Annotated in this window: 7 protein-coding genes; 1 reads left to right on the forward strand and 6 read right to left on the reverse strand. The window is 63.0% G+C overall.

What is annotated here, in order from left to right; all coding sequences use genetic code 11:
• Positions 1-36: 36 nt before the first annotated feature.
• Positions 37-1,203, reverse strand: coding sequence for a cytochrome P450 (locus Q0349_RS02825; protein WP_298079362.1), 1,167 nt, complete (start codon positions 1,201-1,203; stop codon positions 37-39).
• A 20-nt stretch (positions 1,204-1,223) separates the two neighbouring features.
• On the opposite strand from Q0349_RS02825, the gene Q0349_RS02830 reads away from it, so the two are divergent.
• Positions 1,224-1,439 carry a hypothetical protein gene (locus tag Q0349_RS02830; protein WP_298079363.1) on the forward strand — a complete coding sequence of 72 codons (216 nt, stop codon included), beginning with the start codon at positions 1,224-1,226 and terminating at the stop codon, positions 1,437-1,439.
• Positions 1,440-1,483: 44 nt separating this feature from the next.
• On the opposite strand, the gene dnaN is transcribed toward Q0349_RS02830, so the two are convergent.
• From dnaN to Q0349_RS02855, 5 genes are all read right to left on the reverse strand, one after another.
• Positions 1,484-2,593 carry a DNA polymerase III subunit beta gene (gene dnaN / locus Q0349_RS02835; protein ID WP_298079364.1) on the reverse strand — a complete coding sequence of 370 codons (1,110 nt, stop codon included), beginning with the start codon at positions 2,591-2,593 and terminating at the stop codon, positions 1,484-1,486.
• A gap of 231 nt (positions 2,594-2,824) precedes the next feature.
• On the reverse strand, positions 2,825-4,153 hold the full coding sequence (gene dnaA / locus Q0349_RS02840; RefSeq protein ID WP_298079365.1) for a chromosomal replication initiator protein DnaA: 1,329 nt from the start codon (positions 4,151-4,153) through the stop codon (positions 2,825-2,827).
• Complete coding sequence (locus tag Q0349_RS02845; protein ID WP_298079366.1) at positions 4,143-4,601, reverse strand: low molecular weight protein-tyrosine-phosphatase; 459 nt, start codon at positions 4,599-4,601, stop codon at positions 4,143-4,145. Before Q0349_RS02845 ends, dnaA begins: the two co-directional genes overlap by 11 nt.
• Before the next feature lie 18 nt (positions 4,602-4,619).
• A complete protein-coding gene (gene msbA, locus Q0349_RS02850) occupies positions 4,620-6,347 on the reverse strand; it encodes a lipid A export permease/ATP-binding protein MsbA (RefSeq protein WP_298079367.1) in 1,728 nt (575 codons plus the stop codon).
• Positions 6,340-7,153 (reverse strand): O-antigen ligase family protein (locus Q0349_RS02855; protein ID WP_298079368.1); only part of this gene is annotated, 814 nt, incomplete at its 5' end. The genes msbA and Q0349_RS02855, both read right to left, overlap by 8 nt.

The raw sequence follows: 7,153 nt of genomic DNA on the forward strand, positions 1-7,153 counted from the left end.
GTTAATGAAGCGGCTTCCCGCCACCCGCCTTGTCCACTACCGCACCACCACCCGCACTTTGCGATAACCCGCGACCGGATACTGCGCAAAGGCACAGGGTTCGGAGTTGGCGGTATCCAGCGCGATGTCTGCCGTGCCGGACAGCAGCTCCTCCATCAGCAGCCGCAATTCAAGACGGGCGAGCGGCGCGCCGGGGCAGGCGTGAATGCCCGCGCCGTAAACCAGATTGGCGCTTTGGTCGCGCTGCGGGCGGTAGGCGAGCGCGTCGGCGAAGGCGGCTTCGTCGCGGTTCACGCTTGCCCAGTTCAGCGTCACCCGGCTGCCTGCGGGCAGGGTGCGCCCGCCCAGCGTCACCGGGCAGGTAGTGATGCGGCGGTTGCTCACCAGCGGGTCTTCGAGGCGCATGATTTCCTCAACGGCGGCGGGAATGGCGGCGCTGTCCGCGCGCAACCGCGCCTGTTCCGCCGGATGTGCGGCGAGGAAGCGCACGATAATGCCCGCGGCGGCGGAAACCGTAGAAAGCTCGCCCACCGTCCAGTTGCGGATGAGCGAAATCAGCTCGGCTTCCGTCATGAGGCGGTCGCCGTCGGGCAGATGCACCACGTCGTGCAGCAATTCGCTGGTGATGTCATCCGTTGCCGACGCGCGCCGCTCCTGCAACAGGGCGCGGATGTAGTGGTCAAATTCAAGGGCGACGGCGGCAATTTCCGCGCGGTCGCCGCGCAGGGTGGCACGGCGGTTCTTCTCAATCCACGCCGTCAGCGGCGCTTCCAGCGAATCCGGCCAGCCCATGAAGGCGTTCTGGATGCGCATCGCGTAGCGCTGGGCGAAGCCGTCCATCACATCCACTGCCTGCCCGCGCGGCAGGGCAGCGACCAAATTGCGGATGATGGCGCGGAAACGGGGCGCAAAACCTGCCAGCCGCTGCGGCGTGTAATAGCGGTCATTGATAGCGCGGAAGGCGGTATGCTCCGGCGCGTCCATACCGCTCGGCACGGCAACGTGGCGGGTGGAAACGCGGCTGGAGAACAGCTCCGGATGCTCAAGCGCATAGCGCACATCTTCGTGACGGAAAAGGGTGTAGCCGAGATAATCGTCGTGCGCCACCGGACAACGCGCGCGCATCGCGTCGTAGGCGGCGAGCTGGTCGCGTTGCACGGCGGGATCGCGCGAATCCCAGTCGTTTTTTTCAGGTGCGGTCATGATGATTTCCTGGATGATGCGTGAAGGCGGCTACTTTACGCCGCCGCCCGCACCGTGTCCTTGACCTGCATTACAGCACGCCATTTGTGGCAGTCCCCGCTTTTATAGCCATCCACCGAAAGCCTCATACTGTGTTGCGTCGCCTCGCCGTACAACCGCGTACTGTCTTCGGCGACGCGCCTTGTCTGAAACTTTCGGTGGATGGCTATATAGCCGTCTTGCCGGAACACCCATAAAAAAACCGCCCGGATAAGGCGGTTTTTCGCGGATAGCGCGGCGGTTAGAGGCGCATCGGCATGATGACGTAACGCACGCCTTCGTCCTCGCTGCTGGTAATCAGGCAGGGGCTGCTGCTGTCGGCGATGTGCAGTTGCACGTTGTCGCCGTTGATGGTGCTGATGGCGTCAATGAGGTAGTTGATGTTCAGCGCCACTTCCAGTTGCAGCGCCTGCGGGTTGATGATGTCCAGCGCTTCGTCGGCGGTTTCGTTTTCGAGGTTGCGCGCCGCCAGTTGCAGTTTGGCGTCGGAGAAGGTGAGGCGGATGCCGTCGTGGCGGTCAAGCAGCAGCACTTTGGCGCGTTGCAGCGATTCGAGGAAGGCCTGGCGCGAGACCAGTACCGGGGTTTCCTGTACCGGCGGCAACACTTGTTCGTAGTTGGGGAAGGTGCCGTCGATCAGCTGGCTGGTGAGGCGGTAGCCGCCCAGGGTCAGGCTGAGCTGGCGTTCGCCGAGGTTGAGTACCACCGGCTGGCTGACGCGACCGAGGAGCTTGATCAGCTCGCTCACGCCTTTTTTCGGCACGATGAGGTTGGTCATCGGCGCGGGCGACGGCAGGGGGCTGCGCGCGCAGGAGAGGCGGTGGCCGTCGGTGCTGACCGCGTGGATGGCGTTGCCGTCTTCGACGATGTTGAGGTACATCCCGTTCAGGTAGTAGCGCACGTCTTCGCTCGCCATCGAGAAGCGCACTTTTTGCATGATGTCGTGCAGGGCGCGGCTGTCGCTTTCGATGCGGCGATCCATGTCGGCCTCGGCCAGCGCCGGGAAATCTTCGGCAGGAAGCGTCGCAATGCGGAAGACGCTGCCTGCAGCCTTGACCAGCAGTTGTTCTTTTTCCAGCGAGCAATAGACGGTCGCCTGCGCCGGCAGGTGGCGCACCATGTCCAGCAGTTTGGCGGCGGGGACGGTGATGGCGCCTTCTTCTTTGATGTCCAGCTCGTTCAGCAGTATTTGCAGCGTGACTTCGGTGTCGGTGCCCTTGAGCAGCAAATGTTCGCCGCTGGTCTGCAACAGCGCATGGCTGAGAATGGGCTTGGTGGTTTTCCGTGCCACGATGCTGCTGATGTCTGCCAGCGGTTCGAGGAACTTCTCTTTCACAATGCTGAATTTCATAGATAACCTCTTTATTTAAATTCGTCGTCGTAGTCGTGTCTGTGAATATGTGGGCAAACGACCTGACTGCCTGTAGTGTAAAGGAAAATTGCGGGGATGACATGGGGAAAAATGGTGGACAACCCGGTGGACAGGGTGTGGACAAATCCGGCGGGCGCAGGCGGCAAAAGTTATCCCCCGTTTGTTCGCAAGATTATCCACAACTTGTCCACGTCCCGTTGGTGTGAGCGGCTACGCCGTGATGATGGTGCGGATGTTGTCATATTCTTCGCGGAAACGCGGCTCGCTTTGCCGCCGTTTTTCCATGTTTTCCACGGCGTGCATCACCGTGCTGTGGTCTTTGCGCTGGTACGCCTGGGCGATGGCCTTGAGCGAGAGGTCGGTCAGCTCGCGCGTCAGCGCCATTGCCAGCATTCGCGGCTCGGCGAAGGTTTTTTTGCGGCTGCGCGAGAGCAGCTCGTCCGCGCTGATGGCGTAGTACTGCGCCACCACCCGCAGGATGTTTTCGACGCTGGTCTGCTTTTTCTGCGCCTGCAACAGGTCGGCCAGCGCGCTTTGCGCGACGGCGAGGGTCGCCGGGGCGTCGTTTTTGAGGACGCGGCACTGGAAGATGAGTTTTTTCAGCGCGCCTTCGAGGTCGCGCACGTTCGATTCGACGTGCTCGGCGATGAAGTAGGCGACTTCGTCCGGCAGGGTGAAGTTTTGTTCTTTCGCCTTGCTCTTCAGGATGGCGAAGCGTGTTTCCGGTTCGGGGGTGCGGATGGATACCGACAGCCCCGCACCGAAGCGCGATTTCAGCCGCGCCTGCAAGCCTTCGATTTCTTTCGGGTAACGGTCGCAGGTCATGACAATCTGCCGCTTCTTGTCTATCAGCTCGTTGAAGGTGTGGAAAAACTCTGCCTGCGACTGCTCCTTGCCGCCCAAAAACTGCACGTCGTCAATCAACAGCGCATCGACGCTGCGCAGCCGCTTGGAGAAGGCGCGCTGCGATTTGCCGGAAATGGCGGCGACGAACTCGTTCACAAACTGTTCGGCGTTCATGTACATCACCGCCGCGCGGCCATTGCGGCGCAGCGCGTTGCCGGCGGCGTGCATCAGGTGCGATTTGCCGAGGCCGGTGCCGCCGTAGATGAGCAGCGGGTTGCTGTCGGCGAGGAAGGCACCGCTGGAGACGCGCTCGGCGGCGGCGAAGGCTTCGTGGTTGGAGGGCGCTTCGACGAAGTTGTGAAACTGGTAGTCGCTGATGAGGTTGCTTTCAAACGGTGCCGGGGTGGAGGCATCGCTGACGAACAGGTCGGGCGTGCTGGCTACTTCGACTTTGACTTTTTTGATGCCCTTGTTGCCGAGGAACATTTGCAGCGCGTCGAAGAGCGAGGCGCGGATTTGCTCGCAGGCAAATTTGTTTGGCGCGAGCAGTATCCATTCTTTCTCGCTTTTGGTCTTGAGGGTGAGCGAGCCAAGGACGAGGTTGTCTTCCTTGGAGCATAGCGGCGCCATCATGTCGAGCACGCTTTGCCAGAGCAGCAGCGCCTGGCCGTAGTATTGCGATTCAGCGGCCATGGGCAAACCTTGCCCGCAGCGCGGCGTCCAGCAGGGTGAAGGTGCGTTCAAAATCAGCCAGCTCGCCGTAGTAGGGGTCGGGCAGCTCCGCGCCGGGGTTGTCCGGCAGGGTATCGAGCATGAAGCCGATTTTGGCGCAGGCGTCGTCGTCCGGGGCGATGGCGCTGAGGTGGCGGTAATGGCTGCGGTCGGCGACGAGGATTTCGTCAAAGAGGTAGAAGTCTTCGGGGAGGAAGACCCGCGCGCGCAGGTCGTCTATGGGCATTTGGTGCGCGCGCATGACGCGGCGGGCGCGGGCGTCGGGCGGACTGTCGGGGTGGTAGTCGTGGGTGGCGGCGGAATCGACGGTGATGTCGTCGCGTTTTGCCGCTTTCAGTAGCGCGTGGGCGATGCCTTCCGCCATCGGCGAGCGGCAGATGTTGCCGGTGCAGACCATCAGTATTTTCATGTTTTTCAAAGTGTTGGCTTAGATGCGGTGCAGCAGTTTAGCATAGCTGCCGCCACGGGCGAGCAGTTCGTCGTGGCTGCCGCTTTCGACGATTTTGCCTTTTTCCAGCACAACGATGCGGTCGGCATTGCGGATGGTGGAGAGGCGGTGGGCGATGATGATGGCGGTGCGGTTGGCACGCAGCCGCTCAATCGCTTCCTGCACTTTCGCCTCGCTGTGGTTGTCCAGCGCCGAGGTCGCCTCATCCAGTATCAGTATCGGCGCGTCCTTGTAGAGGGCGCGGGCGATGGCGATGCGCTGTTTTTGCCCGCCGGAGAGCCGTCCGCCCTGCTGCCCGGTGTTTTCGTCGTAACCGTGCGGCAGTTTATTGATGAAATCGGCGGCGTTGGCGGATTCTGCCGCGAGGCGCACTTTGGCCGCGTCCGGCGCCGGGTCGGCGTAGGCGATGTTGGCGGCGATGCTGGTCGAGAACAGCACCGTGTCCTGCGAGACGAAGGCGATGGCGCGGCGGCGGTCGGCGAGGCTGACGTCGGCGAGGTCGTGGCCGTCGATGTAAATCGCCCCCGCCGTCGGCGGGTAAAACCCGGCGAGCAGCGCGGCAATGGTCGATTTGCCGCTGCCCGATTCGCCGATGAGGGCGACGGTTTCCCCGGCGCGGATGTGCAGGCTGAAGTGCTCCAGCACTGGTTGCTCCGGGTAGGCAAAGCTGACGTCACGAAATTCGATTTCGCCCCGGCTGAGCGATACCGGCGGCAATGCGGGTTGCGGCTCGGTCGGCGCGTCGAGGAAATCGAAGATGCTTTGCGCCGCCGCCAGCCCGCGCTGGATGGGTTCGTTCAGCTTGCCCATGCGCTTGATCGGCGGAAAGAGCAGCGCCATCGTGCCGAGGAAGGAGACGAAGACGCCGGTGGTCATCTGCGCCGGGGCGCTGCGCGCCTTCCACGCGAACAGGATAATCACGGTGCAGAGCGCGGCGATGATGGTCATCTCCACCACCGGCGAGGCGCTGGCGGCGATTTTGGTCGATTTTACCGCGTGAAAGCGCACCGCCTCCGCCTGCTGCGCAAAGCGCGCGTATTCGTAGTCCTGACCGTTGTAGATGCGGACAATCGCCCGGCCGCGCAGGCTTTCATCGACGACATGATTCATGCCGCTCATGTCTTCCTGCATCGCCCGTGCCATCGTCCGCAGTTTGCGCGAGACGTGGACGATGATATAGGCCAGCACCGGCGCGACGACAAACAGCAGCAGCGTCATCTTCCAGTCCAGATAAAAGAGGAAGACGGTGAGCGCGGCGATGGTGACGGTTTCGCGCAGGAGGATGGCGACGGCATCGGTGCTGGCCGCCATCAGTTGCAGCGCGTCGTAGGTGAAACGCGAGACGATGCTGCCCGCGCTGTTCTCGTCAAAATAGCGCATCGGCAGGCGCAGCAGTTGCGCGAACATCCGCCCGCGCAGGGTGTAAACCACCTGTTGCGCCAGCCAGTTCATGCTGCACGTCGCGGTGTAGCTCGCAGCTCCCCTGAGCATGAAGCCGAAAAACAGCAAGGCGGTCAAGCCATAAACGGTGCGCATATCGCCCTCGGCAAAGCCGCCATCGACCAGCGGTTGCAGCACGAACGGCACCAGCGGCTCGGTCAGGCCGTAAAGCACCGTGCCGCCTGCGGCGAGCAGCACCACCTTCCAGTGCGGGCGGATAAAGGCGAGCAGGCGCAGATAGCGGGCGCGGTCATCGCGGTCAAACATGGGCGTGTCCTTCGCCGCGCAGCGCGGCAACAATCAGGCAAAGCGGCAACACAAAAAAGAGCAGGCCGCTGTTGTGGCTGAACAGCGCCGCCTGGGTCAGGCTGAAACCGCTGTAGAGCAGCACCTGCGCCCGCCCGGCGAGACGCAGCGCGGCGGCATCGGGCGAATCGCGCTCCTCACCACGGCGGTAAAGCACGAGCGGCCAGACGAACAAAAACAGCAATACCGCAAGCCCCACCAAGCCGCGCCGGGCGAAGGCATCGAGGAACTCGTTGTGCAGATGACCGAAGGCGGCGAGGTCGGCGGCGGCGTGCCAGCCGTCCTTGTCCGCCTGCAACTGCGCCGTCCCCGCGCCGAAGAGCGGATAGCGGCTGCCTTCCTGCCAGGCGAAGCGCCACATCTCAAAACGCGCGCCGATGGACGTATCCGCCTTGCCTTCCTGGTAAAGGGCGATGTCGTGTTGCGCCTCGGCCAGCCGCTCCTCAATCACCTCAATATTGGCAAGCCAGAACAGCGGCGCGGCGATGGCGACAATCAGCGCCGACAGGGCCACGCTGCGCGCGCGGAAATGACGGCGGCGCAGCGACAGCAGGCCGAGGAAGACGAGCGCCCAGGCGAGGGCGAAAAAACTGCCGCGCGTCTGCGACAGAAACGCCGTATAAACCCCGGCGGCGGCACCGGCGAGCGTCAGCAGCAGTTGCCAGCCGCGCGGCTTGGCACGCAGACTACACGCGGTGATGAGGGCGAGCAGCATCGCCAGATTGCCGAGTTGAATCGGGTGGAGAAAGCGGGCGGCGCGGCCATAG

Origin of the sequence: uncultured Cardiobacterium sp. (genome assembly GCF_938028185.1) — a bacterium.
Lineage (GTDB): Bacteria > Pseudomonadota > Gammaproteobacteria > Cardiobacteriales > Cardiobacteriaceae > Cardiobacterium.